This is a genomic window from Glutamicibacter sp. BSL13 (assembly GCF_052928425.1).
Window position 1 is genome coordinate 21,248 of record NZ_JAVGCZ010000021.1, and the last position, 25,255, is coordinate 46,502.

Here is a 25,255-nt window from a genome sequence, read left to right on the forward strand (position 1 = left end):
GAAGTGTTCGTCCTCGGGGGAAAGCGGGCACTTGTGAAACGGCGTCATCAGGTTAATCGCGAGCTCTTGCTGCCCACGCGCACACGCGGCGCGCGCCGTGCCGTGAAAGTGTCCTTAACCGGACTGGCGGCAGCCGGCCTGAGCGCGGCCCTGGCCTTCCCGCTGGTGGCCCAGGGCACCGAGGACCGTCAGGGCAACATCCCGGTTGCGATCGATGCGATCGGCGACCCGAACTTCTTTGCCGGTGATGTTGTCGTCGACCAGTACGCGCCGCTGGCGGTATTCGGTGGATCGGGCAAAGTGGTGGCCATCGATGGCCGGCCGGTGGAGATGCTGAAGGGCGCCGCCCCGCAGACAGCGGCACCGGACCGGGCTTCCCCCAGGGCGCCGCTGCTGGCCGGGCAGGTGGGGCAGCTGGGTGTGCTGCCCGGCAGCCTGCAGCTCATGCACCCGGTCACGACACGCAACATTTCCAGCCCCTACGGGTGGCGCAAGAATCCCACGGGTCCCGGCAACCAGATCCACATCGGCCAGGACTATCCCATCGCCTGCGGTTCGCCGGTCTATGCCGCCGAAGCCGGCCGCGTGGTCGTCTCCGGTTGGCGCGGCCATTCGGGCAATCGGGTGACCATCGACCACGGGAACAATGTGCACACCGGCTACAGCCACAACTCCCGCCTGCTGGTGGGGATCGGGGACGAGGTCGAACAGGGTCAGCTGATCGCCCGCAGCGGAACCACCGGCAACTCCACCGGATGCCATGTGCACTTTGAGGTCATTGTGGATGGGCGCTGGCACGACCCGCGCAACTACCTGCCGGGCATCCCCGGGCAGCGTCAGGCCATGATCGACTCGCGGCGGCTGACCGTGAAGTCCCCGACCCTGCCCGGCGGCGGCCAGCATCGTGAGGAACCGACCCCGCCGGCCGCGGCGCCGGATCCGGATGTGGTGGTGCCGGAGGATGACACCCCGGTGGTTCCCCAACCCAAGCCCGGCAAGCGGCCTAGCTCAGCACCGCCCACCCGCCCGGCAGCGGAACCTTCCCCGTCCTCAACGCGCCCGGATAAGCCGCACAGCTCACCTATACCGAGCACATCGCGTCCCGCACCCCCGAGCTCGACCTCGCCGAGCCCGGAGGAGAGCAGCACCCCACCGAGCGCCGAAGGCTCCAGCCCGTCCTCGACGGTACCGACAGCGTCGCCAACGCCCACCGATTCCACACCCCCGGAAACCACGCGAAGCCCGCAAAGCGAACCTTCTGAGTCCACCACCGCGCACAGCCGGAGCGCCCCGCACGCCGAGTCCCCGGATCGCGAACCCACCCACAGCGCGCCGGCCCAGCAATGTGAAGAAGCAAGCCCCTCGGTCCTTGAATCGCTGGTTCCCTCCGACAGCGCCTCGCCCTTCGAGCGGTCGACGCCGCCCACGCATGGGTCGCACGGGCCCAGCGGCCCCACTGCCTGCTAGGTCAACCGGTGGGCCCGGCGCCCGGTGACCGGCGTAACTGGCGCGTCACTTACCGTGGCCTTCTGATGCCAACCCAGCGAGGAAGCTAGGATGGAAACGAATTGTCGTCGAGGATGACGGGTTATCCCCGCTCAATCACCAGGAGTGAAGCATGCCTATCGCAACCCCGGATAAATACAACGCCATGATCGACGCTGCCAAGGCAGGGGGATACGCCTTCCCCGCCGTCAACGTCACCAGCTCCCAGACCCTGAACGCGGCCATCCGCGGCTTCGCCGAAGCCGAGTCCGACGGCATCATCCAGGTTTCCACCGGTGGCGCCGCCTACTTCTCCGGCGCTTCGGTCAAGGACATGACCGCAGGCTCCCTGGGCTTTGTGGCCTTCGCCCGTGAAGTCGCCAAGAACTACGGGGTCAACATCGCCCTGCACACCGACCACTGCCCGAAGGACAAGCTGGATTCCTTCGTGCTGCCGCTGCTGGCCGCCTCGGAGGCCGAGGTCAAGGCCGGACGTGACCCCTTCTTCAACTCGCACATGTGGGACGGCTCGGCCGAGACCCTAGACGAGAACCTGCGCATCGCGGCCGAACTGCTGCAGCGCACCTCCGCCGCCAAGCAGATCCTGGAAGTTGAGATCGGCGTCGTGGGCGGCGAGGAGGACGGCGTGGAAAACGCCATCAACGACAAGCTGTACTCGACCGTTGAGGATGCCATGGCCACCATTCAGGCCCTGGGCACCGGCGAACAGGGCCGCTACATCACCGCCCTGACCTTCGGCAACGTCCACGGTGTGTACAAGCCCGGCGGCGTGAAGCTGCGCCCGGAAATCCTGAAGGACATCCAGGCCCAGGTTGGCTCGAAGGTCGGCAAGGACAACCCCTTCGACCTCGTCTTCCACGGTGGCTCGGGCTCCTCCGAGCAGGAAATCGCTGATGCGGTGTCCTACGGCGTGATCAAGATGAATATTGACACCGACACCCAGTACGCGTTCACCCGCCCCGTGGCCGGACACATGTTCACCAACTACGATGGCGTGCTGAAGGTTGACGGGGAAGTCGGCAACAAGAAGACCTACGACCCGCGCGTCTGGGGCGCCAAGGCCGAGGAGTCCATGGCCGCCCGCGTGGTTGAAGCCGCGCAGCAGCTGGGTTCGGCCGGGAAGGCCCTGAAGTAATGATGATTGGCAAGAACCTGCTGGGCATCCCCGAAACCCTGCTGCCGGAGGAGACCGAGGTTCTTGAGCGGCTACAGGCCGGCGATGAGCCGGTGGATGTTGCCGCCAAGTACCCCGCCTCCTCACTGGCTTGGGCACTGCTATCCAACGAGGCCCACGACGAGGGGCGGGCGGTGGAGTCCTACGCATACGCGCGGGTCGGGTACCATCGCGGCCTGGATGCCCTGCGGCGAGCCGGTTGGAAGGGCCAGGGCCCGGTGCCGTGGCGTCACGAACCGAACCGCGGCTTCCTGCGCTCGCTCTATGCCCTGGGGCGTGCCGCCGCCGCCATCGGTGAAAGCGAAGAGGTGCAGCGCATCTCGGACTTCCTGAACGATTCGGACCCCGAGGCGAAGGCCGCCATCGAGGCCGGCGAGTAATCCGAGCAGCACCATCCGCGCACCGATGCCCGGTCCGATCCCGCATCGGTCCGGGCAATCGTGCGCTCAGACGCGCCGGACGGCGGGGAGGGGAAAATCCTGAGCAACCCAAAATTTCGGGTTCGCCGAATACTGATTCCGGACTGGCATAGGTCAGTTGCGGGGGTTTACGAAGTCGAAGCGACTCCTCGCGGTGCTTCGATCCCAGCCTTTAGGCTCCGTACTCGTTTTCCCGTGGATGTCATGAGCGCCAGTCGGCAACCCGGCAGCTTACTTGACCAGACGAACCAGATTGAACCTCGTTTGGCGTCCAGCATCGTTCAAGAAGCTGACCGCGCGGCGGGAAAGCGAGGTATTCTCTGGGCTAAGTTTGCGAAGTCCGAGGAACCGGGACCCTGGTGCGGTTCGGAGAGGGATCATACTGAACCGGAATGGCCAGTATCTTCAGCACAGGAACGAATGGTCCTGATGCAGTGTCAGTGGATGGCCGAGTGGTTCAGTCGCGAAATGGGTCAGTCCGCCCTCCGCGAGACATATTCACTGCTCAGTCGTGGAACTCCAGGTCCTGCTCTTGAACAGCTCCTTGCGACGGTTCGGAAAGGGGGAACTCCTGTTCCGCGTCGTTATGCGAACACCTTCGAGCGTCTGGCTCTAGTGTGTGGTCTACCCGACGATGTGGCCACATCGATCTGGTCATTTGTGTCGCCAACAGATGGTGTGAACTTCTGGTCGGAGCTTTTGCCATTACCAAGAATTAGAGTTTGTTGGGTGCCCGAAGTGGGGGCTGAGTTGGTGGAAATTGAATTTACGCCGATTGGATCCTCGGAACCAGAATGGGTCGAGACGAAAAAGTTTCCGACCGGGTGGGCGCCGGGGCCCAGCGAAGCGAGAGAGGCCCTTAACGACCTGCTAGGTCGAGACTTCGCAAAGAGCCTTACGGATCTCATCGAAGACGAGCAGTATGCTCCAGCGCACCGCTGGCTGTCGCTATTCCGACAAGACGAATTGGAATGACAACAACTGGGAGCGGGGTTGTCGTTCAATAGTCCGACGGATCATCGGACACGGAAGAGTTGCCCGAGGTTCTGGGTGTAGGCATTTCCGAAACATGACCGCCAAGGAAGGGACCTAATTTATCTTGGCGGTACGAATCAGCCATGCCTCCCGAACCCATGGAACTGAGGAGAGATCATTGATACATGGCAATTGAACTAGAACACGAATCGTTCGGACAGGTTGCGGATCAGTTGCGTGAACTAGCCGCCTACGTGGAACACGAGCGTCTCCTTGCTGCGGCCCAAACCTTCAGGGCGTTCGCCAGTGAACTTGAGGAGGAAGTCCTGCCCGATCGACTGCGGCAGATCGCCGGCGAACTGCAGGACGCGCTTCGAGCCGGTCCCATGAGTATCAGCGATCACCCGATAACGAATTCAAGCGGGGAAGTGGATTCCCAAGCCACGACTCGATTCGATGCGCTCATCGAGCAACTGCGTAAATTCGCGCGACAGACCAGTCGCCGACCCAGCATGTTCGGCTTGCTGGGCAAGCGAAAACGATAGGCAGTTCGTCAAGGTGCCGTTCAGATTGAATTGAATGCCAATCGGCGGTCAGGCAAGTGACGGCGCACCCTCACGGCGCCCACCGCTTTGGACGAAAAATCGGGCTGCGCGCGGAGACTATGAGCAGATGGATGCCTAGAAAGATAAGTGTTCCTTAGGATCCATGGCAGCAAGTTGAAGCGGCTGGCGGAACAGGTAAGGCTCCGCTTGACGACGATCGGTCGTCAGCTTGACGCTACGTCTGGAAGCTACAAACACGGAGTTTGCATTGAGATTGCCACGGTGAGCATCGAATCGCCGCTCGAGGAAGATGACTGTAATAGAAGTTGGTGGAGACAATGCTCGAGAAAGCTGAGCGCAAACCGCGTTATGCCAAGGGGGCCGACGCCGTGTCCTGGGCCGTTGCCATCGCCGCTCCATTCTCGGCAGTTGCGCTGTCTCTGTTCTTCGTGGGGGTGGGTGTGCTTCCACTGCTTTTGCTGGGAGTAGCCGTAGGAGTGCTGTGTGGATCTGCGATGTACTATTTTCTGCGTCCAAATCTGGCTGGCGTGGCGCTTTCACTAGTGGTCTTCGCCAGCGGTGCGCTGCTTGGCCTGACCGAGAGCCGATGGCTGGGTTTGTGGCCAACGGAATTGGTGAGTGCGGTGTCCGGGGCCATTATTGGGGCACACTTCAGGTTCCTGGCGGATCGGCGCTATTCGAGAACCGGCAATGTGTCGCGTCGTGAGGGAAGAGTTTGAAGAACGCTCGGTCCAGGGTCCGCCGAATCAATAACGGCGCCCGCAATTTTCTTCGCGGTGCGTTGTATAACGTCGAGGCAATCCCGTCGGCGCGGTTATGTCAGCTTTCCGTGGAGGGGCAAGTAGCTCCCCATTGACTCATGAGCGAAATCTGTAGACATCGGCGCATGGACTCCAATCTTTACTAGTCGACGTGATGTTGTTGGTTCAACAAGTCGATCGAACCCGCAGGAAAGGCGGTGCCGGGCGCCGGGACAAGTGGCAGTCGCTATTCAGGGGGACGTGATCTCGAGCCAATCACGGTCATGTCTTTGAAGGCGGGTTCAGGCTGACGACCCCAAGACATGCCAGACATATCGCGCCGCAAACCGGATTTAAGGGATCATGCTAGTTGCGGGACGCGAACCAAACAGGAAAACCGAATTCTCGGCGACTCGGCGACAGGGGAGCTCATAGGAAAATGGCCGCTCAATTAGACGGAGCATCAGGCAAGGAGTTAGCAGGCAAGCTTCAACGGCTTGCGAGGTACCTTGAGGGAATGTGGCAACCAGAAATTGCCCAGAAGTACGAAAAGGCTGCACTTGAACTTGAGCGCGGTGTCACGCCACAACGGCTATATCAAATCTGCAAGACGGTTTTGGCCACGGTCACCGGACACCATGATGGTCTGTTGGTAATTTACGTTCAAAAATCTGACGGATCACCGGACTCCAGAGAAACTGAAAAATATAATGTTTTACTCAAAGAAGTTCAAGCTTTCGCGCGCCGAACCGTTATTGTTGCTAGATTCCATTGGGCTGCCCGTGGATTCCGGTGGTAGGCATTAAAAGGTCATCTGACGCACTGTATCTAATGAAATAGGCGACCGTACTCCTCGGGGCGAAGTGCGGAAGGACTACACACGGGGGGCGTGGGTCGAATCTTCCGATGGGTGCATCGGGCAGATCTGGCTCCTGAAAGGGGCACCGCAACCCGGTGAGCTGCCTGGTTCAGCGATCTAGTTGATAAGAAGACGCTGGAGTTGGTCTATCTTCTGATCGCTTCCGGAGGCACCCGATCCGCCCTTGACCCCTCGTGCGCCGGGGTCGCTTGCTCTCTCGGGTGATTGATGCGGGTTTTTCAGGGCTTCCACTGGTAGCGCCGGACCGTCAGTTGTTGTCATGCATCCCATGACGCACATGAGAGTCTTCTCATCGGCTTCTTTTATTTCCTTCATTTGGCCTTCCTACTCTTGAAACAAGAGATGAACTTCCGGTGAAAGGTAAATGAAATGTTGTCATTCTGGATGGCGCTGGCGGCCAATGTTCTTGGCATGACGGTGCTGGTTTACTTCGTGTACTTCCGTCGGCACTTCCGCCGCGACCTCGTGCTGGCCTACATTGCCCTGAGCATGGGCATCTTCGCGGTCACCCTGCTGCTCTCAGGCAGCGGCGCAGGGATGGGCCTCGGCTTGGGGCTGTTCGGCATCCTGTCGATCATTCGTCTGCGCTCGGACACGCTGACCCAGGAGGAAGTGGCCTACTACTTCATTTCCCTGGCCATCGGTCTGGTCAACGGCCTGCACCCCGATCCTGCCTGGTTCTCCCCGGCGGTGACCGCCGCCCTGGTGCTGGTCATGTTCCTGGCCGATCACCCGGGTTTCGCCCCGCGCACCCAGCGCCAGACCGTCACCCTGGAACGCGCCTACCCGCGCAATGAGGACCTGGTCGCGGCACTGGAGGAACTGCTGGGCGCCAAGGTGCTGCGCACCGTGGTGACCGAGCTGGACATGGTCCGGGATCTGACCATCGTTGACGTCCGCTTCCGGGTGACCCCGGCCACCGGCACCAAGGACTTCCACGGCACCTACGAGCTGGCCAATGTCCCCTCCCAGGTTCCCGGCGGCAAGCAGGAGACGTGGTCCTAATGACTGCGGCATCACAAGACGTCCACGCGGCGGGCACCGGGCATACCGGACGCGCCCGCCAGGCGTTGGAGGAAGCCGTCGCCCACCGGGCCCCGATCCAGCTGGAGGAGGTGATCCGCGAAGCGGCCCTGCAGACCCGGGTGGACCGCAAGTTCCTGTTGACTCCCGAGCAGTTCACCGCCATGGTGCAGAAGCTGGGGAAGAACTTCAGGATCATGCAGATCGAGGGACTGCGCACCTTCCGCTACGAGTCGGTGTACTTCGACACCGCCGATTTTGAGCAGTACCGTGCCCACCGGCAGGGTCGGCGCCGGCGCTACAAGGTTCGCAGCCGCACCTACGTGGACACCGGGTTGTCGATGTTTGAAATCAAGACAAAGGGACTGCGCGGCAACACGGTCAAGCACCGCATCGAGCAGGACCCTGCCGACTGCGGGCGGCTCACCGAACGCAGCATGCGCTTCCTGGACGAGGTGATTGCCCGTGAGTACGGCGAACAGGTGCCGGATTTGCGCCCGGTGCTGGACAGCTCCTATGTGCGGGCCACCTTCGTGAACCCGCTGGATGGGGAGCGGGTCACCTGCGACGTGGAGCTGGCCTATTCCAATGGCCGCGAACAGGTGGACGGCCCGGATCTGGTCGTCGTGGAGACCAAGTCCGCGGACGGGCGGGGGGTCTCGGACCGGGCCCTGGCGGAGCTGGGCATCCGGCCGGAGAGCATGAGCAAGTACTGCATCGGCGTGGCACTGCTGAACCCGCAGCTGCCGGCCAACCGCTGGAGCCGGCTGCTGAAGCAGCGGTTCAGCGCCCCGCGCGGTTCCCGGGGGCCGGGACGCCGGATCCCCAAGACCCGTCCGTAGCCCGTGGCGGCGCCCCGGCGGTCCTGGGACTAGTTCAGGCCCAGGACCGCGGTGGCGATGGAAAAGTAGATCAACAGGCCCGTGGCATCGCAGAAGGTCGAGATGAACGGGTTGGAGAACACCGCCGGGTCGGCGCCGATCTTCTTGGCCAGCAGGGGCATCAACCCTCCAACGCAGGCGGCCATGACACAGATGGAGAGCAGGGTCAGTCCGATCACCGCGCCGATGTCCATGCCGTAGACCAGTGAGGCCACCGCGAACCCCAGGGATCCAAGGGCCGCACCGAGAATGGTGCCCACCCGCAGTTCCCGCCAGATCACCCGCGGCAAATCTCGCAGCCGCACGTCTCCGACGGCCAGCGCCCGGGTGACCGTGGTGGCCGCCTGGTTGCCGGTGTTCCCGCCGGTGCCGGTGAGCAGCGGGATGAACAGGGCCAGCGCCACCACCTGGTCCAGGCGGTCTTCGAAGATTTCCAGCACCTGCACCGTGAGCACCGCGGAGAGGGCCAGCACGACCAGCCAGACGATGCGGCTGCGCACAATACGCAGGACAGAGGTGCTCAGGTAGGAGCGCGAGATCAGCTCCGAGCTGCCCGAACGTGCGGCGCTGCGCGCGGCGGCCTCATCGAGGATCGCCGAGGCGTCATCGTTGGTCAGCATCCCCACCAGGCGTCCGTCGGCATCGGTGATCGGCATCGCCACCAGCTTGTGCTTCATGAACCTTCGGGCGACCTCCCGGCGGTCTTCATCGGCCCGCGCGCTGATCGGCACATCGCTGATCTGCGCCAGCCGGTCCCCGGGTTCGGCCCCCAAGAGGTAGCGGATCCCGATCACTCCGGTCAGTTTCCGGTCCTGGTCAATCACCGGCAGCAGGTAGACGGTCTCTGGTTCGCGGATCCGCGAGCGCAGGTACTCCAGCGCCTGCCCGGCGGTGAAGTTCTCATCCAGGCCCAGCACGGCCGGGGACATGTAGCGGCCGATCGCGGTGCGGGGGTAGCCAAGCACCAGCGCGGTCATCTGGCGCTGGTCGGCGCTGAGCGAGGTGAGCAGCTCCTCCCGCACGGCGGCGGGCAGCTGATCGAGCAGGGAGGCCCGGTCATCCGGGGCCAACGCCTCCACCAGGGAGTTGATGTCCTGGCCCTGCAGCACCGAGAGCAGCTTGCCCTGGTAGGCCGGGGCCAGGTCCTGGAACACCCGCAGCCGGGTCTCGGCGTCCAGGGCCTGGAACAGTTCGGCGCTCTCGGTGGGGGAGGTGGCCTGGATGAGATAGGACAGCTCGTCCACCGACAGCTGCCGGGCGTGGTCGGCCACGCTGACCAGCGGGCCCTGCCCGCCCGGTCCGTTGCGCAGCGTCCGCTCGATTTGCTTCATGATCTGTGTTGACACGCTGCGCTCCCGTGATCCCGCTCTGCCTGGTATCCGGTTCGGGCGGGCGCCGCGAACCCTCACCAGCACCGTAGCCACCGGCCGCGCCGCTTACAATTCACCTTCGGTGGACATCGAGCAAACACCCAGCCGCACTGTTCGGCCCGCCCCCGCCGGCGGGGAACCGCTAGGCTTCCCGGGCGAGCCGGTAACCCATGCCGCGCACCGTCTCAAAGCGTGCTCCGCCGAGCTTGTTGCGCAGGTAGCGCACGTAGACGTCCACCACGTTGGAGCCCGGGTCGAAGTCATAGCCCCACACCCGGGAGAGCAGCTGTTCCCGGCTGAGCACCTGACCGGGATTGCGCAGGAACGCCTCGGTTAGCGAGAACTCACGGGCCGAGAGATCCACCTCCGCCCCGTCGACCTCCACCACCCGGCGCAGCAGGTCCATGCGCAGGCTGCCGTGCTCAAGCACCGCGGTGTCCGCGCCGTTGTCCTCGCTGCGCAGCCGCAGCCGCACCCGGGCCAGCAGCTCATCAAAGTGGAAGGGCTTGGCCATGTAGTCATCGGCCCCGTCCCGCAGCCCGGTGACGGTGTCATCCACCGAGTTGCGGGCGGTGAGAATGATGACCGGCGAATCGATATGCGCCGAGCGCATCCGGCGCAGCAGGCTGAACCCGTCCTCGTCGGGCAGTCCGATGTCCAGGATGATCAGTTCGTAGCAGCCGTTCTGGGCGTGCTCGAACCCGTCCGCGGCGGTGTCGCACACGGCGGGGGCGAAACCGGCGGCCTTCAAGCCCTTGGCGATGAACGAACTGATCCGTGCCTCATCTTCGATGATCAGGATCCGGCTCATGGGGTGGGGGCTCCTTCGGCTAGGGGGATGTCGATGTAGAACGTGGAACCGCTTCCGGGGGTTGAATCCACCCAGACCTTACCACCATGGGATTCGGCGATGGCCGCGACGATGTTCAGCCCCAGGCCCGAACCCATGGCCCGTTCACTGTTCTTCCCGCGCCCGAAACGCTCGAAGATCCGCTGCAGGTCATCGGGGGCGATGCCCACCCCGCCATCGCGCACCCACAGGCGCAGGCACGGGGCTGATCCGTCATTGTGCACCAGGGCCGAACCCAAATCGATGCGGGAGCCGGGGCTGGAGAACTTCACCGCGTTGGCGCTTAACTGCAGCATCGCCTGGGTGATGCGCGAGGCGTCGAGCCGGACGCTGGCCTCGGCACGGTGCCCGATGCGCCAGTCCCGTTCGCCCAGGCCCCGGGCCTTGTCCAGGATGTCATCCAGCAGCGCCCCCACCTCGCAGGGCCGGCTGACCACGAAGTCGGCCTGGTTCGCCCCGGCCAGGGTCACCAGGTCGTTGATCAGCAGCGACATCCGCTTGAGCTCATCCAGCGAAATTTCCCGGGTCTGGGCCACATCCTCGGCGTCCTGCACGTCCATCAGCTCCAGGTGCCCGCGGATGATGGTCACCGGGGTGCGCAGTTCATGGCCCACATCATCCAGCAGCTGGCGTTGGGACTGCAGGGCCGCCTCCAGGCGGTCGAGCATCTCATTGATGGTCACCGTCAGCTCGGCGAACTCGTCGTGGCCGGTCACCTCGATGCGGGAGGAGACATCGGATTCGGAGATCTGCCGGGCGGTGTCCCGCAGCCGGCGGATGGGTTCGAGCATCCGCCCCACGATCAGCCAGGCCGCGATGGAGGCCAGCACCACGACCATGGCCCCCGCGGCGATGAACACCATGATCTGGGTGTTGATGTGCCGGACCTCGGAAGTGTAGTCATAGGCCAGCACAAAACGGGCTGGCTTGGGATCCGAGGCCAGCTGGATGGGCACCACCATGGCCCGGTAGGTGCTGTGCTGGGTGGAGACATTCTCGATGCGCACCCGGGCGTCGGTGGAACTGTTCTTGGCCCACTCCAGGAATTCCGGGTCATCCTCCAGGCGCAGTGTCACCGAATGCGGCGCGGTCCACTGAAGCTGATCGGCGCTCAGGCCCAGCATCCCCTGGTAGCGGGCCGGCACGGTGCGCTGCATCGCGGTGTACAGCAGGTCCTCGGCGTGTTGGAAGCCCTGTTTGGTTTGCGGATCCACCCCGGTCTCGGCCAGCACCCGATATTCCTCCACGGTGCGGATCAGCGAGTCATCCAGCCGGTCGTTGAGCTCGTGGCGCTCCAACACGTACATGGCCGTGCCGGCGGTGGCCAGGGCAATTGCCACCAGCAGGATCATCCCGGTGATCACCCGGGCCCGGATGGGCATGCGCCGCTGGCGCGGCCTAGTCGTCATCATCGTCCCATTGATCATCATCCCAATCATCGTCGTCGTCATCGTCATCGGTGACGCGCGGCGTCGAGGGGGAGGTGGGCGGCAGGGGCTTGACCGGCCCGTGGGAGCGCGACGGCGTGGGTTTGGGGGTGGGGCTTGGCTTGGGCGTGGCCTTTCCGCTGGCCGGTGGGTCACCGACCTTCGGGGTGGGCTTTTCGGACCCGGGAGACGGGTCGCTGCCGGTGCCCGGCGGATCGGTGGGCGGCTGGTCTACGACCACCCCCGGCCCCAGGTCTCGTTGTGTCGGCCCGGAAAGCACGTGGGCGATTCCCACGGCGCCCAGGGTGAGCAGCACGATGACTGTCACCACGACCAGGATGCGAAAGATTGCCTGCCTACCCATGTGATCCATTCTCCCCAAGCCAGATGAGACGAGGATGAGAACCGCCGCGCACGCCGGCCCGCCCGCCTGCACCAGCGTTCCCCGGCGTCCGCGGGCGGTTTTCAGCGTAGATGTTCGAAGATGATGCTGGTCTGGGTGGAGGAAAAGGCGGGGTTCGCCCCCAGGTGGCGGGCCACAAAGTCCCGCAGCTCGTCGATGGTGCTGGTGGCCACCCGCACCAGCAGGTCCGGCGTCCCGCCCAGCACAAACACATCACGCACCTGGGGCAGCGCACCCAGGACCTGGGCCGAGGACAGCATCCGGTTCCGGGCATGGGCGGCGACCACGATGGAGATCATGGCGTTGACGCTCACCCCCAGCAGCTTCTCGTTGATGCGGGCCTCATAGCCCTGGATGATCCCGCGGGCCTGCAGCGCCCGCACCCGTCCCAGACAGGTGGAGGGCGCCAGGCCCACCCGGGCGGCGAGCACGTTGTTGGCCACACGGGCATCCTGGCCCAGTTCCGCCAGGATCGCCAGGTCCGTCGCATCGACGCGAACCGGATTCGACGCACCATCCTCGGGCACGGGGAATTTCGAATCAGCCACGGAACCTCCGGCCCTTCTTGCGCAGAACCTCGGCTGCGCCACCACAATCTTGATTCCAATTCTATGATGGGGTTTCACCTCCGATCACGCGCAGACACCGGCGCACCGTTTGTTGAAAGGTCACGATGAGCACTCAGACCAGTCGCGAAGCCCTGCAGGCCCTGGACCGCCAGGATCCCCTGGCCCGCTTCCGGGACCGTTTTGTGTTGCCCGAGGCGGTGATTTACCTGGACGGCAACTCGCTGGGGCCGCTGCCGGTCGGGGCGGCCGAACGGGCCGCCGAAGTGGTGAACGAACAGTGGGGCCAGGGGTTGATCCGCTCCTGGAACACCGCGGGCTGGTTTGAGCTTCCCACCCGGCTGGGCGACAAGCTCGGAACACTGCTGGGGGCCAACCCCGGGGAAACGGTGGTCACGGACACCACCAGCCTGAACCTGTTCAAGGCGCTGGCCTCGGCGCTGCGCATCCAGCAGGTCGACGGACCCGGGCGCCGGGTAATCATCACCGAGCGGGACAACTTCCCCACCGACATCTACATCGCCCAGGGCCTGGCGGATTTGCTGAACTCGGTCACCACCGAAACCGGCGTGGACTACGAGGTACGGCTGATCGACACCCAGGACGAACTGCTGGCCGCCCTGGGGCCGGACACCGCGCTGATCTCCCTGTCCCACGTGAACTACCGCACCGGGCGGATGTGGGACATGCCCGCCATCACCTCCGCCGCCCATGAGGCCGGGGCGCTGGCGATCTGGGATTTGGCCCACGCCGCCGGCGCGGTGCCGGTGGACCTGAACGGGGCCGACGCGGACTATGCGGTGGGCTGCACGTACAAGTACCTCAACGGCGGGCCGGGCGCCCCGGCGTTCATCTGGGTCAACGCCAGGCACCAGCGGCGTTTCTGGCAACCGCTCTCCGGCTGGTGGTCGCACGCACAGCCCTTTGCCATGGATGAGGACTACGCCCCGGCCGATGACGCCCGCCGCTTCATGTGCGGCACCCAGCCGATCACTTCGCTGGCGATGCTCGAGGTGGGCCTGGACGTGTCGCTGGAGGCGGACCAGCACCAGCTGCGGGCCAAGTCCCTGGAGCTGACCGACCTGTTCATCGAGCTGGTGCGCGAACGCTGCCCCGGACTGGGGCTGGAACTGGTCACCCCGCAGCAGCACGCCGAGCGCGGCAGCCACGTCAGCTTCCGCCACCCCCACGGCTACGCCGTAATGGCCGCACTGATTGAACGCGGGGTCATCGGTGACTACCGGGAACCGGAGGTCCTGCGTTTTGGGGTGACCCCGCTGTATCTTTCGCGCACCGATATCTGGGATGCGGTGGAAATTCTGCGTGAGGTTCTGCACACCGGGGCCTGGCAGCGGGAGGAGTTCACGCGTCGAAACGCGGTGACCTAGTCCAGCTTGGCGTCCCGGGACCAAGACCGGGGCAGGCTGCGGCCCCTGGGGTGGGCGCGGTAGCGTTGTTCACGGCGCCCCAGCGTGGGGCGCGGTGAACTGTGAATCCGAGGACGGTACGTGTCAGAAAGTACGGTGCCCGACGCCACCGGCGGCGGGCTGAAGCGCACCCTGGGCTCCGGGCAGATGTCCATGATCGCGCTGGGCGGCGCGATCGGCACCGGGCTGTTCATGGGCAGCAAGCTGGGCATCGAGATGGCCGGCTCCAGTGTGATCCTCAGCTACGTGCTGGGCGGGCTGATCGCGCTGCTGGTGATGGGCGCGCTCGCCGAAATGACGGTGCAGCACCCGGTGTCCGGCTCCTTCGGCCTCTTCGCCCAAAAATACCTGGGCAACTATGCCGGGTTCATGACCCGCTACCTGTACTGGTCCGCGCTGGTGCTGGCGGTGGGGACCGAGGTCAGTGTGGTCGGGCAGTACATGCAGCTGTGGTTCCCGCAGGTGCAGCCGCTGTTGTGGGTGGTCCTGTTCTCGGTGGCCCTGCTGGGGGTGAACATGAGCAATGTGCGCGCCTTTGGCAGCACCGAGTACTGGTTCTCCGCCATCAAGGTCTTCGCCGTGCTGGCCTTCATCATCGTGGCCGGGTGGCTGGTGCTGAGCAGCGGCAATCCCGACTACGGGGTGGCGAACTACACCGCGCAGGCCCCGTTCTTCGCTGGCGGCCCGCTGGGGGTATGGGGTGCGGTCATCGTGGCGATCTTCTCCTACATGGGGGTGGAGGTCATTGCGATCGCCGCGGCCGAGGCCCGTCAGCCGCGGGCGGCGGTGCGCCGGGCCTTCAAGGTCACGTTCCTGCGCCTGCTGCTGTTCTACATCGCCACCCTGGGCCTGATCCTGTGCATTGCTCCGCGCGATGAGCTGCTTAACGGCGGATCCCCGTTCGTGACGGTGATGCAGGTGGTGGGGATCCCCTACGCCGATTCGGTGCTGAACTTCGTGCTGATCGTGGCCGCGCTGTCGGCCATGAACGCTCAGCTGTACGCCGCCTCCCGCACCCTGAAGTCATTGTCCGAGGTCGGCTACGCGCCGGCGCTCAGCGGCAGGGTCGCGGCCAACGGGGCCCCGGTGCATGCGGTGTGGATGTCCGCCGGGGGGATCGCGGTCGCCGCGGTGGTCTACGCCCTGGTGCCCGAGGGCGGGATGGGCATCATGATTTCCCTGGCAACCTTCGGTGCCATGGCGACCTGGCTGATGATCCTGCTCAGCCACGTGGCCTTCCGCCGCCGGCATCGCCAGCAGGGCACCACCCCGGACTTCCGGCTGCCCGGCTTTCCGGCCGGTTCGCTGCTGGGCGCCCTGCTGCTGGCCGGACTGCTGGTGACCTCCCTGTTCACCGAACAGTTCCGCCTCACCCTGGTCTTTGGCGTGCCGTTCGTGGTGGTGATCAGCATCATTTACCGATTCCTAGGGCGCCGGGCGGACAAACTACACTCGGGAACCGTGGCTTCCGGGCCATCCGGTACGAGCTAAGGGAGCGTCAGTGGCCAAACTGTATTTCCGCTACGGGGCAATGAACTCGGGCAAGTCGACCAGCCTGCTGCAGGCCGCGTTCAACTATGAGGAGCGCGGCCAGCGCATCGCGCTGGCCAAGCCGGGGGTCGACACCAAGGGGGACAGCTCGATTGTGTCCCGGCTGGGACTGGAACGGGAAGTTGATTTCGTGGTTGGTCCCGCGGACAACCTGCGCGAGCAGTTCGCGGCCCTCGCCTCCGGGGAGGACCCCGAGGCGCTGCTGACCCACGTGGATGCCCCGCCGGTGGCGTGCCTGCTCGTGGACGAGGCCCAGTTCCTCAGCCGTGACCAGGTTGATGACCTGCTGCGCATCGCGGTGCTCGATGACGTGCCGGTGCTCGCCTACGGCATCCGCACCGATTTCAGGACCCACGCGTTTCCCGGATCGGCCCGGCTGATGGAGCTGGCGCACTCCCTTGAGGAGCTCAAAACCATCTGCCGTTGCGGGCGCAAGGCCATGTTCAACACCCGCCGGGTCGGCGATGAGGTGGTTTTCGACGGGGACCAGGTCGCCATCGACGGCGAGGACGTCTGGTATGAGTCGCTGTGTGCCGGCTGCTATCTGCGGCTATCCGGCGGGGAGCTGAGCTAGTTTCCCTGCCGCCCTGCGGCGGGCGGGACGTTGTGGCTCAGCCCGCGGTTTTCGGCAACAGCCCGGCGACCGCCCGCTGCAGGGCCCAGTCAAACCCGTCCGCCTGCTCGTGGCTGACGTCCAACTGCACCAGGTTCTGCCGGTAGGCCACCGACCCCAGAATGTGGTTCAGAAGCAGCTGGCGGCCGAACGCGGCCTCCTGGGCCGGCATCCCGGCCGACTGCAGCAGCCGATCCAGCTGGGCCAGCGGGGCCAGGCCGGTCACCTGCAGGGCGCTGGCCACCTCAAGCACCTCCGGGCTGTCCTGAATGGGCAGCAGGGTCAGGTACAGCTTGCGGCACAACTGCAGCAGCGCATCGCGGGGGTGCGCAAAATCGGTGGGATCCACCGCGAGCTGCGGAGTGTTCAGCAGGGCAGCGGCGACCTGGCCGAGCAGTTCCTGCTTGTTCTTCACGTGCCAGTACAGCGCCCCCACCTGGACGTCCAGTTCCCGGGCCAAGCGGCGCATTGACAGGTCGGCCAACCCAAACCGCTGCAGGATATCCACTGCGGTGCTCACCACCGCCGACTGAGTTAGGGCCATACCCACCAGTCTAGGGGCAGTTGTCCCGCCCTGCGCATTAGGCCCCCTGCCGCTGGGGTAGGAGACCTGGGTAGTCTGGACACCAGGATTCAGGGCCGTGCGCCCATGACGGGGAGGGGTGAGCCGCAGTGGGAGCGAAGGTGGACTTCAAGCGGCAGATCGAGGCATATCGTGCGCCGCGCGGACGCGTCCAGCGGATTGCGGTGCCCGCCCTGCAGTACCTGATGATTGACGGGTACGGTGACCCGAACACCTCCCAGCGCTTTGCGCAGGGCATCGGGGCCCTATTTCCGCTGGCCTACAAACTCAAGTTCCACAGCAAGAACGAACTGCGGCGGGACTATGTTGTCATGCCCCTGGAGGGGCTGTGGTGGGCCGAGGACATGGGGGCCTTTACCGTCCGGCGGGACAAGTCCCAATGGCTGTGGACGCTGATGACCATGGTCCCGGACTGGATCGATGCGTCCCTGCTTGACCTGGCCCGCCAGCAAATTGGGGCCAGCGGCGCCAGTCCGCTGCTGGATCAGGTGCGTCTGGAACGCCTGGAGGAGGGAACGTGTCTGCAGACCCTGCATGTGGGTTCGTTCGATGACGAGGGCGGGGTGATGGGGCAGCTGCATGCCCACGCAGCGGATGCCGGCCTGCGGCTGACCGGGCGGCATCACGAAATCTATTTGAGCGATATCCGGCGCAGTGCGCCGGATAAACTGCGCACCATCCTGCGCCAACCGGTGACCGGCACATGAAGGAGCCCCGAGGCCAGCGCCCCAGAGGTGGTCAGGGGCAGGGGCAGGCGTCCGGTGAGCAGGTCGCGGCCCAGCACAGGTTCCTGCGGGAGGTCGTGGCCGCGTTGCCCGCGCTGGGTTCGATCCTGGCCAGTCAGTTTGCCGCCTGCCTTGTCGAAGCCGCCCCGCACTGCGGCCAGTGCCTGGTCCTGACCCGCCGGGGCGCTGCGGCCCCATTGCCGGCGGGAGTGGAAAACCCGTTACCTCTCGATGCGCAGATCGATGAGACCCCCGGCGCGGCGCAGGTGCTGCTGTGGCATGAGGCAGGGTTCGTGGAGCAGGTGGAGATCTGCTGGTTCGGCCAGGACCATCCGCTGCTGGGGGATTTGCGCCTGATTACGGACGCGTCGCCGCGGCCGTCATAGTTCCTGGGCCACCACAGGTTCTAGACTAGTCTGTCTAGTGGAGGTGGATGATGTCCCCACGGATCAGTGCCAGGGAGAGGCTGCTGCAGGAAGCGGCGCAGCGTTTCTACGCGAACGGGATCGCCGCCACCGGCATCGACGGGATCATCCAGGGTGCCGGGGTGGCGAAAATGAGCCTGTACAACAACTTTGGGTCCAAGGCCGAGCTGGTCGCCGCCTACCTTGAGCGGCGCCACCAGCAGTGGCTGGAGCTCTACCGTGAACGTTTGGGCCGCCAGCGCGGGGCGCAGGCCGGGGTGCTGGCGGTGGTGGACGCGTACCTGGACCACGCGCACATGGCCTACGCGCACGGTTTTCGCGGGTGCGGCCTGCTCAACGCGGCGGCCGAATTGCCCGCCGGCCACCCTGGTCGTGCCACCGTGGCCCGGCACAAGGCCGAAGTTGAACACCTCCTGCGCGGACACCTGGGCACGCAGGACCCGGGGCGGGCCGCTGCGCTGGCCGAACAGATCTCCTACCTGCTGGAGGGTGCCATGGCCCGGGCCGGCCTGGAAGGCAGCGACCAGCGTCTGGTGGCGGCGCGCCGGATCATCGCCGGGTGGGTGGAGTCCCGGTGAGCCGCGCCGCGGCCCCCGGCGTCCTGGCCCTGGTGGTCACCTCGATCCTGTGGGGAACCACCGGGACCGCGGCGAGCTTCGCCCAGGGCGTCTCCCCACTGGCCATTGGGGCGGCGTCCCTGGGCATTGGCGGACTGCTGCAGGGGATGATTGCCCTGCCCCAGCTGCGCCGGCAACGCTCGGAGCTGCGTCGGCGCGGTGGGCTTCTCGCCGCCGGCGCGCTGGCGGTCTTCGTGTATCCGCTCGCTTTCTAATCCTCCATGCACCTGGGCGGGGTGGCCCTGGGAACCGTGATCTCCCTGGGCTCCGCGCCGGTGCTCTCCGGAGTGCTGGAACGGATTTTTGACGGACACCCCCTGTGGGCACGGTGGTGGCTGGCCGTGGCCGTGGGGGTAGCCGGCAGCGTCCTGCTGTGCCTGGCCCGCAGCGCCGGCGACCAGGCCGGGCAGCAGCAGGTCGTGGCCAGCGTGTTGCTGGGTCTGCTGGCCGGGGCCAGCTACGCGCTGTACTCCTGGGTGGTGGGCCGGCTGATGGGCAGCGGCATCGAGCGCCGCGCGGCGGTGGGGTCGGTGTTCAGTGCCGGCGGGCTGCTGCTGATGCCGGTGCTGCTGCTGACCGGCGCGCCGCTGTTGGCCTCGGTGGTGAACACCTGGGTGGGCCTGTATTTGAGCCTGGTCCCGATGTTCCTGGGGTATGTGCTCTTCGGGGTGGGACTTTCGCGGGTCAACGCCAGCACCGCCACCACCATCACCCTGCTGGAACCGGCGGTGGCCGCCGTGCTGGCCGTGCTGATTGTGGGCGAACACCTGGGCGTCGTTGGATGGCTGGGGGTGGTGCTGATTGGGCTGGCGCTGGGTGTGCTGGTGTACTCCCCGCGGCGGATAACCGCCCAAGGCCGGCCGCGCGGCCCCGCGCGGTCCAGCGGGGGGGGCAGCAATGCCCAACCTCCAGGACGATGCAGTAACATCGCCTTCTTATGCACCACGCTGGCCGATGAACCGGGCGCCGCGGGAGCGCGCGGTGTCGATTTTTGGAGGAAGAATGCGCAGCAGTACCGTGGGTGGAGCCCTGGAGGTGCTGCTGTTCGCCGGCGCGGGCCTGGTGGTCCTGCTGAGCCATTCGGTGCTGTTCCAACTGCCCGGGCTGCTGCTGCTTGGCGGAATCGTTCTGGCGTACCGGATGACGGTGCGGGGGCATATTCTGGGCTGCGTCCCGCAGGTGGCCCGGGTCTACCGCAGGAACACGCTCATCCTTGGAAGCGTGGGGTTCCTGGGCCTCTTTGATCCGCTGGGCTGGCCAGCCGCGCTGCTGCTGTTTGTCCTGGCCGTGGTGATCGGCAAACGTGCCCGTGCCTACGGGCACCCGGTCACGGAGCGAGGGGATGTCCCGCGTTTGATGCAGCTTTTCTAGTTCCGGGTCCGGGTCCGCGCCTGCTGGCGGAGCCGGCGCAGGCAGAACACATGACGGCACACGGCAACGAGCTCGAGAATAACCTACCGGTTCGCTAAACTTTGGTTGTAAGAGCCCCCTGAACTCTTATGGTGGACCCATGGTCCTGTAAGTGCGTCAAGGGGTATATTTTTGCCCGGCACCGTGCCGGGGCGGCGCGAAGCACGCCGGTACCACTGCTTTACGCAAGGGGGAGGATCCCATGCCAGCAATCGTGATCGTCGGCGCCCAGTGGGGCGACGAAGGCAAGGGGAAGGCCACCGATCTGCTCGGTGGCAAGGTCGACTACGTGGTCAAGCCCAACGGCGGCAACAACGCCGGGCATACCGTGGTTGTTGGCGGTGAGAAGTATGAGCTCAAGCTCCTTCCCGCCGGCATCCTGTCCCCGAACGCCACCCCGATCATCGGCAACGGCTGCGTGGTGAACCTCGAGGCCCTGTTCGAGGAAATTGACGGGCTGGAAGCCCGCGGGGCGGACACCTCACGCCTGCGGGTCTCGGCCAACGCCCACCTGGTGGCCCCCTATCACCAGACCATGGACAAGGTCACCGAGCGTTTCCTGGGCAAGCGGGCCATCGGCACCACCGGCCGCGGCATCGGGCCCACCTACATGGACAAGATCGGCCGCCTGGGCATCCGCGTGCAGGACGTGTTCGATGAATCAATCCTGCGCCAGAAGGTTGAAGGCGCGCTGCGTCAGAAGAACGAACTGCTGGTCAAGGTCTACAACCGCCGTGCGGTGACCGTCGAGGAAATCGTCGAGTACTTCCTGTCCTTCGCCGAGCGCCTGCGTCCACTGGTCATCGATTCCACCTATGAACTGAACAAGGCCCTGGATGAGGACAAGGTGGTGCTCATGGAAGGCGGCCAGGCCACGTTCCTGGATGTTGACCACGGCACCTACCCGTTCGTGACCTCCTCCAACCCGACCGCCGGCGGCGCGTCCGTGGGCTCGGGCATTGGCCCCACCCGGATCAACCGCTCCATTGGCATCATCAAGGCCTACACGACCCGTGTGGGTGCCGGGCCGTTCCCCACCGAACTGTTTGACGAGATGGGCGAATACCTGCAGAAGACCGGCGGCGAGTTCGGCGTGAATACCGGTCGTCCGCGCCGCTGCGGCTGGTACGACGCGGTCATGGCCCGCCACGCCTCGCGCGTGAACGGCTTCACCGACTACTTCGTGACCAAGCTGGATGTGCTGACCAGCATCGAGAAGATTCCGGTTTGCGTGGCCTATGACGTGGATGGGGTGCGCCACGACGAAATGCCGATGACGCAGACCGAATTCCACCACGCCAAGCCGATTTTCGAGTACTTCGACGGCTGGACCGAGGACATCAGCGGGGCCCGCAGCCTGGAAGACCTGCCGGAAAACGCGCGCAACTACGTGTTGGCGCTCGAGGCCATGAGCGGCACCCGGATCTCGGCCATCGGCGTTGGCCCGGACCGCGACCAGACGATCGTGCGCTACGACCTGCTCAACGACTAGTCTCCGTCGGCTGCCGGACACACCCGGTTGCCGCGCAGGATGGCCGGCACCCCAGGGGTGCCGGCCATTGCCTTGCCCGGGGCGGCCGCCGCCAACGCGGCGCCTGCGACGGTGTCCGCTAATCCTGCGGGGGCGCGGGGTACGGGTTCTGCCGCAGCAGCCGGGCCAGGTGCGCGGTGTTGCGCACCGCGATGGAGGTGGCGTTCGCGGTCACCTCCGGGGTCTGTTCCAGATCCTGGTAGTCCACGGTGTGCATGGCCTCGCCCACCCAATAGGTGGAGCCCTGCGCCGGAAGGCTGAAGCCCACCTCGGCCAGCCCCTGGGAAAGCTCCGCCACCACATGGTGGGCACCGTCCTCGTTGCCCACCACCGCAACCAGGGCGACGCGGTCAAAGAGAATTGGGCGCCCCTTCTCATCGGTTTCCGACAACTCGGCGTCCAGCCGTTCCAGGACGCGCTGCGCCGGGCTGGCCGGGTGGCCCACCCAGATGGGGGTGGCCATCACCAGGATGTCTGATTCCAGCATGGTCTTGCGGATCTGCGGCCAGGCGTCACCTGGGCCCATGTCGGTGAGCACCCCGGGTTTGACGTCGTGGTCGACCACCCGCAGCAGCTGGCTTTCGACGTGGTGCTTTTTCAATTCCTCGGCGACCTGCCGGGCCAGCAGGTCACTGCTGGAGGGCTTCGGGGAGGGGGTGAGCGTGCAGACCAGGATGAGGGCCTTGAGCGGTGTAGGTGTCATGCCCCCAGTCTGCGCGAGGCGCTGCACCCTGGCCACGGTCGCCAGCAGATCGCCAGCTACCGCCAAGTTTTGGCTCTTGCCAGCCGGTTGGGCAGCGCCTCCGGTCGTGCCCGGGCCCTCGGTGCACACCCCAAGTCCCTGCCTGGCGCGACCTGACCTGGAAAAACCGGGTTCGTTCCGGCATGCTCGCCGGGTCGCGCCACGGCAAATTCCCTGCCCGCCATCGTGGCCGAGGGTGGAGATAGATCACGGAGAATCGGCATGACAGCTCCGGCTGTGCGTCATAAGATGAATTGCTACGAACCACCACAGCGACCCCGAGGCGGAGAACAATGGCACAGATGAGCGAGGAGCTCATTGAGCAGTGGGCTGATGCCACTGCTGAGATCTACAACGAATCCCTGACCGGCATCAACCTGACCCGGCTGGAATCCGCGGTGGAGCGCTATATCGACCTGTTCGCCCAGACCGAGGACCTGACCTTCAACCCGGAGGTCACGCCCCTGGACTTCTTCGAACGCCACCCGTTCCATGCAGTGAGCACCATCCTGAACCTGCCCGAGGCCCAGGAAGTGCTGGACTCCGACCAGCTGGACGAGTTGGACGCGATTGCCGACTTCACCGAAGCGTGGCACACCTTTGACGCGGAACAGGAACCGGAGCTGGGGATTTCCGAGGCGGACGACGAAGAGGGCTGGTAGCCGGGCCCCACCGGCTCCCGCCCCCGGTCCGTGGACCTATTCACTTTCCGGGCCACCCATGGCACGATTCGCGTATGAGTCAGTTCACTGTGTTCGAAAGCGTGGAAACCATCCACCTGCCGGTGCACCGCGTCTGGGCGCTGCTGACCGACTGGGGGTCGGCGAACCTGTGGATGCCGCAGGTGAGCTACATGGACGCCAGCCAGGACCCGCCGCGGGTGGGCACCCTGCTGGATTACCAGGTGGCGGGCCTTTCACGGCAGTTCGTCATCCACGACCTGGTGGAGCCCAACACCCTGGTCCTGCACTCCTCGGAGGATACCGACGCGCTGTCCTACCGTTTTGACCTCACCGCGCTGGGCGCCGACACCCGGGTGATCCTGCAGGTGATGATCATCGACCCGGACCTGACGGTCCAGGAATGCGAGCGCTTTGCCGAACAGGTGCGGGCCAGCGACGAAACGATGCTGGCGCGCCTGAAGCAGTACGCGCAGCAGGCCCCCTGACCGGCGATTACTGGGAATCGGCCGGGGCGCTGGGGGAGGGCCCGGCGCTGGCCGGGGTCTTCAGCTTTGTGTAGACGCTCCCGGGCTCGAACTCCGTGTGGGCGAACAGGTCCTGCACGGTCACCAGGGTGTACCCGGCCTCGCGCAGTTGCTGCACCAGCTCGGGCACCGCGTCCACCGAGGTCTCGTGGATATCGTGCATCAGGATTACCGACCCCGGGCTGACCTCCTGCATGGCGATCTTCACGGTTTTCTTCGGGTCGTGGTGCTTCCAGTCCAGCGTGTCCACGTCCCACAACAGCAAGGGGGTGGGAATCAGCCGGTTGTAGACCACCCCGTTGGCGCCGTACGGCGGACGGAACACCTCGGGCGTCACCCCGGCGGCCTGCTGGACGGCCTCATCGGTCCACTGCACCTCATGCTCGATTCCCTCGCGGGTCAGCTTGGTGATGTCCTTGTGGTCATAGCTGTGCGAACCGATCTGGTGGCCCTCCGCCACCATGCGCTGCAGCGCCTGCGGGTAGTGCCCCACATTCTTTCCCAGCACGAAGAACGTGGCCGGGGCCTGGGCTTCGCCCAGTTCATCAAGCAGCCGGTCGGTGTACTCTCCCGGACCGTCATCGAAGGTCAACGCGACGCAGGCCACCTGCTGGCAGTCCACCTGCTGCGGCGCCTGCTCCTGCGGGGCCGGCTCCTGATCGGATCCGGGGCTTGCGCACCCGGCCAGCAGCGGCAGCAGCAGGGCGGCGGCCACCATCCGGTGCCGCCGACGGTTGAACAAACGCATCCTTCCACTGTGCTCCGGACCCGGGACAAAGTGAAATCGCCACGCGCACCGCGTGGCGATTTCACAGGGTGATCTGTGCCGTACCGCTGGGGCCGGCGGCGCGGGCCCCTACTGGGCGTCGTGGTCGGTTTCCAGTACTGCGGCCAGTGTTTCCAGCGCCTGTTCGGCACCTTCGCCTTCGGCCCGCAGCACCACCCGGGTTCCGTGTTCGGCGCCCAGGCCCATCAGGGACAGGATGCTGGAGGCGTCCAGCGCCTCCTCGATGGGTTCGCCCTCCAGGGCGATGGTGACCTCGACGGGCTGCTCGGCGGCGGCCTCGGCGAAGATCGCGGCCGGGCGGGCGTGCAGGCCCACACGGCTGGCAATGGTGGCGATACGTTCTGCCATGATGACTCCTTCGGTGAAATGGTAATCGGTGGTGTTTTCGGTTGGGCTTGGGCGTGCTGCTTGGTCCTGGTTTCCGCTGGCCGGCGCGGTGCCGGGCGCTAGAGGCCGAAGCGCTGCAGGTCCGGCAGCTCGGCGCGCACCAGCTGTCGCGCCTCGGCGGCGGACGCGGCATGCAGCGCCAGCTGTGCCAGGCGGCGCGCGGTGTGCGAGTCCACGCCGCGCAGCACCTGGGCGACCGCCGGCAGGGCGCGCTGGTTCATGGACAGGGAGGCGACTCCCAGCCCAACCAGCACCACGGCCAGGGCCGGGTCGGCGGCCGCCTCACCGCACACGCCCACGGGTTTGCCTCCGCTGCTGCGTGCGCCCTGCGCCGTGGCCTGCACCAGGTGCAGCACCGCCGGCTGCCAGGGGTCGTTCAGGGCGGCCAGCGCGCCCAGCGGCCGGTCGGCGGCCATCGTGTACTGGATCAGGTCGTTGGTGCCGATCGACACGAAGTCGCAGCGCTGCAG

32 protein-coding genes are annotated in these 25,255 nt (G+C 65.6%); 21 read left to right on the forward strand and 11 right to left on the reverse strand.

Annotated elements, in window-relative coordinates:
• Positions 1-102 precede the first annotated feature (102 nt).
• The 7 genes from RCJ92_RS05970 (at position 103) to RCJ92_RS06000 (ending at position 6,179) form a co-directional block, all read left to right on the forward strand.
• Entirely contained in the window at positions 103-1,467 is a 1,365-nt protein-coding gene (locus tag RCJ92_RS05970; RefSeq protein WP_446754026.1) for a peptidoglycan DD-metalloendopeptidase family protein, read from the forward strand.
• Between the two features lie 151 nt (positions 1,468-1,618).
• Positions 1,619-2,641: a class II fructose-bisphosphate aldolase gene (gene fbaA / locus RCJ92_RS05975; RefSeq protein ID WP_138174586.1), complete on the forward strand. Its 1,023-nt coding sequence runs from the start codon at positions 1,619-1,621 to the stop codon at positions 2,639-2,641.
• 2 nt (positions 2,642-2,643) lie between these two features.
• Entirely contained in the window at positions 2,644-3,060 is a 417-nt protein-coding gene (locus RCJ92_RS05980; RefSeq protein ID WP_421015536.1) for a DUF3151 domain-containing protein, read from the forward strand.
• 243 nt (positions 3,061-3,303) lie between these two features.
• Complete coding sequence (locus tag RCJ92_RS05985; RefSeq protein ID WP_446754027.1) at positions 3,304-4,074, forward strand: hypothetical protein; 771 nt, start codon at positions 3,304-3,306, stop codon at positions 4,072-4,074.
• 185 nt (positions 4,075-4,259) lie between these two features.
• Positions 4,260-4,619, forward strand: a complete 360-nt coding sequence (locus tag RCJ92_RS05990) for a hypothetical protein (RefSeq protein WP_421014684.1) — start codon at positions 4,260-4,262, stop codon at positions 4,617-4,619.
• A gap of 338 nt (positions 4,620-4,957) precedes the next feature.
• Positions 4,958-5,359, forward strand: a complete 402-nt coding sequence (locus tag RCJ92_RS05995; protein ID WP_421014685.1) for a hypothetical protein — start codon at positions 4,958-4,960, stop codon at positions 5,357-5,359.
• Positions 5,360-5,819: 460 nt separating this feature from the next.
• On the forward strand, positions 5,820-6,179 hold the full coding sequence (locus RCJ92_RS06000; RefSeq protein WP_421014686.1) for a hypothetical protein: 360 nt from the start codon (positions 5,820-5,822) through the stop codon (positions 6,177-6,179).
• A gap of 177 nt (positions 6,180-6,356) precedes the next feature.
• Here the strand turns inward: RCJ92_RS06000 and RCJ92_RS06005 are convergent, their stop codons facing one another.
• Entirely contained in the window at positions 6,357-6,575 is a 219-nt protein-coding gene (locus RCJ92_RS06005) for a hypothetical protein (RefSeq protein WP_421014687.1), read from the reverse strand.
• Between the two features lie 54 nt (positions 6,576-6,629).
• Here RCJ92_RS06005 and RCJ92_RS06010 point away from each other — a divergent pair, with 54 nt between their 5' ends.
• Complete coding sequence (locus tag RCJ92_RS06010; protein ID WP_421014688.1) at positions 6,630-7,265, forward strand: DUF4956 domain-containing protein; 636 nt, start codon at positions 6,630-6,632, stop codon at positions 7,263-7,265.
• Positions 7,265-8,125 carry a polyphosphate polymerase domain-containing protein gene (locus RCJ92_RS06015; RefSeq protein ID WP_421014689.1) on the forward strand — a complete coding sequence of 287 codons (861 nt, stop codon included), beginning with the start codon at positions 7,265-7,267 and terminating at the stop codon, positions 8,123-8,125. Before RCJ92_RS06010 ends, RCJ92_RS06015 begins: the two co-directional genes overlap by 1 nt.
• 29 nt (positions 8,126-8,154) lie before the next feature.
• On the opposite strand, the gene mgtE is transcribed toward RCJ92_RS06015, so the two are convergent.
• The 5 genes from mgtE to RCJ92_RS06040 form a co-directional block, all read right to left on the reverse strand.
• Positions 8,155-9,510, reverse strand: a complete 1,356-nt coding sequence (gene mgtE / locus RCJ92_RS06020) for a magnesium transporter (protein WP_396277726.1) — start codon at positions 9,508-9,510, stop codon at positions 8,155-8,157.
• 166 nt (positions 9,511-9,676) lie between these two features.
• Entirely contained in the window at positions 9,677-10,345 is a 669-nt protein-coding gene (locus tag RCJ92_RS06025) for a response regulator transcription factor (RefSeq protein ID WP_054820931.1), read from the reverse strand.
• Complete coding sequence (locus RCJ92_RS06030; protein WP_446754028.1) at positions 10,342-11,796, reverse strand: sensor histidine kinase; 1,455 nt, start codon at positions 11,794-11,796, stop codon at positions 10,342-10,344. Before RCJ92_RS06030 ends, RCJ92_RS06025 begins: the two co-directional genes overlap by 4 nt.
• On the reverse strand, positions 11,783-12,175 hold the full coding sequence (locus tag RCJ92_RS06035; RefSeq protein WP_446754029.1) for a hypothetical protein: 393 nt from the start codon (positions 12,173-12,175) through the stop codon (positions 11,783-11,785). Before RCJ92_RS06035 ends, RCJ92_RS06030 begins: the two co-directional genes overlap by 14 nt.
• Positions 12,176-12,276: 101 nt before the next feature.
• Positions 12,277-12,762, reverse strand: a complete 486-nt coding sequence (locus RCJ92_RS06040) for an Lrp/AsnC family transcriptional regulator (protein ID WP_421014691.1) — start codon at positions 12,760-12,762, stop codon at positions 12,277-12,279.
• Between the two features lie 125 nt (positions 12,763-12,887).
• Here RCJ92_RS06040 and kynU point away from each other — a divergent pair, with 125 nt between their 5' ends.
• The 3 genes from kynU (at position 12,888) to RCJ92_RS06055 (ending at position 16,332) form a co-directional block, all read left to right on the forward strand.
• Positions 12,888-14,168, forward strand: coding sequence for a kynureninase (gene kynU / locus RCJ92_RS06045; RefSeq protein WP_421014692.1), 1,281 nt, complete (start codon positions 12,888-12,890; stop codon positions 14,166-14,168).
• Positions 14,169-14,288: 120 nt separating this feature from the next.
• Positions 14,289-15,698, forward strand: a complete 1,410-nt coding sequence (locus RCJ92_RS06050) for an amino acid permease (protein WP_446754030.1) — start codon at positions 14,289-14,291, stop codon at positions 15,696-15,698.
• A gap of 10 nt (positions 15,699-15,708) precedes the next feature.
• Positions 15,709-16,332, forward strand: a complete 624-nt coding sequence (locus RCJ92_RS06055; protein WP_054820926.1) for a thymidine kinase — start codon at positions 15,709-15,711, stop codon at positions 16,330-16,332.
• Between the two features lie 37 nt (positions 16,333-16,369).
• On the opposite strand, the gene RCJ92_RS06060 is transcribed toward RCJ92_RS06055, so the two are convergent.
• Positions 16,370-16,915: a TetR/AcrR family transcriptional regulator gene (locus tag RCJ92_RS06060; protein ID WP_446754031.1), complete on the reverse strand. Its 546-nt coding sequence runs from the start codon at positions 16,913-16,915 to the stop codon at positions 16,370-16,372.
• Between the two features lie 128 nt (positions 16,916-17,043).
• Between RCJ92_RS06060 and RCJ92_RS06065 the strand changes: the two genes are divergently transcribed.
• From RCJ92_RS06065 to RCJ92_RS06095, 7 genes are all read left to right on the forward strand, one after another.
• Positions 17,044-17,661, forward strand: a complete 618-nt coding sequence (locus RCJ92_RS06065; RefSeq protein ID WP_446754032.1) for a GyrI-like domain-containing protein — start codon at positions 17,044-17,046, stop codon at positions 17,659-17,661.
• Positions 17,658-18,065, forward strand: a complete 408-nt coding sequence (locus RCJ92_RS06070; protein WP_446754033.1) for a hypothetical protein — start codon at positions 17,658-17,660, stop codon at positions 18,063-18,065. The genes RCJ92_RS06065 and RCJ92_RS06070 overlap by 4 nt, the downstream gene beginning before the upstream one ends.
• A gap of 47 nt (positions 18,066-18,112) precedes the next feature.
• Entirely contained in the window at positions 18,113-18,682 is a 570-nt protein-coding gene (locus tag RCJ92_RS06075; RefSeq protein WP_446754034.1) for a TetR/AcrR family transcriptional regulator, read from the forward strand.
• The gene (locus RCJ92_RS06080; protein ID WP_446754035.1) at positions 18,679-18,936 is read left to right on the forward strand and encodes a hypothetical protein; all 258 of its coding nucleotides are present in this window, start codon (positions 18,679-18,681) and stop codon (positions 18,934-18,936) included. Before RCJ92_RS06075 ends, RCJ92_RS06080 begins: the two co-directional genes overlap by 4 nt.
• Before the next feature lie 6 nt (positions 18,937-18,942).
• Positions 18,943-19,965: a DMT family transporter gene (locus tag RCJ92_RS06085; RefSeq protein WP_446754036.1), complete on the forward strand. Its 1,023-nt coding sequence runs from the start codon at positions 18,943-18,945 to the stop codon at positions 19,963-19,965.
• Positions 19,943-20,092, forward strand: coding sequence for a hypothetical protein (locus RCJ92_RS06090; protein WP_446754037.1), 150 nt, complete (start codon positions 19,943-19,945; stop codon positions 20,090-20,092). Before RCJ92_RS06085 ends, RCJ92_RS06090 begins: the two co-directional genes overlap by 23 nt.
• Positions 20,093-20,333: 241 nt before the next feature.
• Entirely contained in the window at positions 20,334-21,623 is a 1,290-nt protein-coding gene (locus RCJ92_RS06095) for an adenylosuccinate synthase (protein WP_138174555.1), read from the forward strand.
• Positions 21,624-21,741: 118 nt separating this feature from the next.
• On the opposite strand, the gene RCJ92_RS06100 is transcribed toward RCJ92_RS06095, so the two are convergent.
• Positions 21,742-22,365, reverse strand: coding sequence for a flavodoxin family protein (locus RCJ92_RS06100; protein ID WP_138174553.1), 624 nt, complete (start codon positions 22,363-22,365; stop codon positions 21,742-21,744).
• Between the two features lie 341 nt (positions 22,366-22,706).
• On the opposite strand from RCJ92_RS06100, the gene RCJ92_RS06105 reads away from it, so the two are divergent.
• Together RCJ92_RS06105 and RCJ92_RS06110 are read left to right on the forward strand one after the other, a co-directional pair.
• Entirely contained in the window at positions 22,707-23,066 is a 360-nt protein-coding gene (locus tag RCJ92_RS06105) for a hypothetical protein (RefSeq protein WP_138174551.1), read from the forward strand.
• A 74-nt stretch (positions 23,067-23,140) separates the two neighbouring features.
• The gene (locus RCJ92_RS06110; RefSeq protein WP_446754038.1) at positions 23,141-23,572 is read left to right on the forward strand and encodes an SRPBCC family protein; all 432 of its coding nucleotides are present in this window, start codon (positions 23,141-23,143) and stop codon (positions 23,570-23,572) included.
• Positions 23,573-23,579: 7 nt separating this feature from the next.
• Here the strand turns inward: RCJ92_RS06110 and RCJ92_RS06115 are convergent, their stop codons facing one another.
• From RCJ92_RS06115 to RCJ92_RS06125, 3 genes are all read right to left on the reverse strand, one after another.
• On the reverse strand, positions 23,580-24,359 hold the full coding sequence (locus tag RCJ92_RS06115) for a polysaccharide deacetylase family protein (protein ID WP_138925483.1): 780 nt from the start codon (positions 24,357-24,359) through the stop codon (positions 23,580-23,582).
• A gap of 108 nt (positions 24,360-24,467) precedes the next feature.
• Complete coding sequence (locus tag RCJ92_RS06120; RefSeq protein ID WP_138925484.1) at positions 24,468-24,746, reverse strand: HPr family phosphocarrier protein; 279 nt, start codon at positions 24,744-24,746, stop codon at positions 24,468-24,470.
• A gap of 98 nt (positions 24,747-24,844) precedes the next feature.
• Positions 24,845-25,255 (reverse strand): putative PEP-binding protein (locus RCJ92_RS06125; protein WP_446754039.1); only part of this gene is annotated, 411 nt, incomplete at its 5' end.